Source organism: Ruminococcus sp. CAG:57, from assembly GCF_000435935.1.
Classification (GTDB): domain Bacteria; phylum Bacillota; class Clostridia; order Oscillospirales; family Ruminococcaceae; genus Hominimerdicola; species Hominimerdicola aceti.
Map to the genome: position 1 here is coordinate 1 of NZ_FR890690.1, position 1,910 is coordinate 1,910.

Annotated in this window: 2 protein-coding genes; both read left to right on the plus strand. The window is 41.2% G+C overall.

What is annotated here, in order from left to right; translation table 11 throughout:
- Positions 1-435 precede the first annotated feature (435 nt).
- A complete protein-coding gene (locus QVO88_RS01745; RefSeq protein ID WP_022286812.1) occupies positions 436-618 on the plus strand; it encodes a hypothetical protein in 183 nt (60 codons plus the stop codon).
- Positions 619-726: 108 nt separating this feature from the next.
- The coding region (locus QVO88_RS01750; protein WP_288177707.1) for a recombinase family protein at positions 727-1,910 on the plus strand (1,184 nt) is incomplete at its 3' end.

Below are 1,910 nucleotides of genomic sequence, written 5' to 3' on the forward strand. Positions count from 1 at the left end.
GATTTGTGAGCCGCTGTGAGCGATATTTTAAATAAGGTTAGCTTGTGCAAGTCGAACTCGACGATTTGAGCAATTATGTACTTTTCACAATTCAGCAGCTAGAGCTATAACCACCAAAGCTAAATATTTCATTGCAAGTTAAAGTTTCGGGGTCGCAGCCCCCGAAACACTCACAGCGGACGAGCAAAGCTCGCCGCAAAAGTGCCGAAAATACGCAGTTTCAGCAAAATGATTGTGCATAATTTTTATGGGGTCATAAATTTGAGCTTTGAATGATTGAGGGGTCGTAAGTGCAAAAAACTGCGTGAAATCGGCATAATTGCGGGCGTTGTTGATGATGTCAAACGAAATTTTAAGAAAGGAATGATTAAAAATGATCAGTTTAAAAATCAGAGAAAAAGAAACTGAAAAGACAGTAAGGAGGGCGATAAAAATATGCCAAGACAAAGAGAAATCCCGAAAATCAATTCAGTCACTGTTATCTATAATGGCGACGGAAAGACATTTGATACCTTCATGGAGTCCATGATTAACGACTATTTGAATTCAGATAGTATGTCCAAATGCTCCGACTCCGATTTTATTGAAAAGGTAGAACTTGTTGATAAAACAGCGTAATCGCTGGACTTTCAGGTCGGCTTGTGGTAGTGTCAATCTGAACGAAGTTCAGATAGGTAACGCAGACACACCATAGCGTGCCTGCCGAATTTAAAGGAGGTCGATAAAATGAGAGCGTGGCTATACTACAGATTATCTCGTGACGAAGATGAGGAAATGAACAGTCTGCAAAATCAACGACAGATTTTAGTTGATTACGCTGAGCAGAATGGTTACGAAATCGTCGGAGAGAGCTTTGATGACAATGTTTCAGGAATGACGTTTAACAGAAAAGGCTTAGGAGAACTTGAAATTGCTGTTGACGAAGGTAAAATTGATGTAGTTCTGGTCAAGGATCTATCAAGACTTGGCAGACACCGTACTCAAACGGAACTGTTCATAGATCACTTGCGACAGAACAATGTCAAGGTCTATTCTGTGACTGAGGGCATTGATTCCAGTAACGAGAATGACGATTTGATGATTGGATTCAAGCAGATCTTCAACGATTTTTATGCTAAGGACATCAGCAAAAAAGTAAAAGCAGGTGTACGTCAAAAGCAGAAAGGAAAAGGTCTGATAGAGTCCTTACCCCTCGGTTACAAGCGTGACCGAAACACAAATACTGTTTTGGTAGACGATGAAACAGCTTGGATAGTGCAGGAAGTATTCAAGCTATACGTTGACGGCTACGGCTTGACCACAATCGCAAAGAAGATGAACGAACGTGGAATAAAATCACCAGAATACTATCAGCGCAGAAAGCTAGCAGATTGGAAACCCGACATCTCTAAAAAATACTTGTGGGTACAAACAGCAGTCAAACGCATTCTCACAAATGAATTATACATTGGCACAATGGTTAATCATAAGACAGTAACTTCAAAAATATACAAAACCAAAACTTTCATTCCGCCCGAAGAACAGTATCGCCATGAGAATTTCTGCGAACCAATAATTGATGAAACAACTTGGAAACAGGCACAGTTTTTACTGGAACAGCGTTCACAGATTAATCCACGTTCGCAAAATGGCAGGAATCTTCATCGCTATTCCGGATTAATAAAATGCTCCGACTGCGGGGCTTGCTTTGTAGCTCGCACAAGAAAATGGAAAGGCAAAGAGTACGTTGAATACACTTGCAACAGCGCACACCGCTACGGCAAGCAATACTGTACTCCGCACACAGTCCGTGAAAATCAGCTTGACGCTTTGATCGAAGATGAAGTCCGAGGACTTCGTGAAACAATACTTGTCGAAAGCGAGCGCTACAACAAGATCGTCAAGGATTGGGTAAAGAAAAAGCCGCTGTA

Coding starts and splice junctions, on each gene's coding strand:
- QVO88_RS01745 (WP_022286812.1), top strand. CDS start 436: ATGCCAAGACAAAGAGAAATCCCGAAAATCAATTCAGTCACTGTTATC.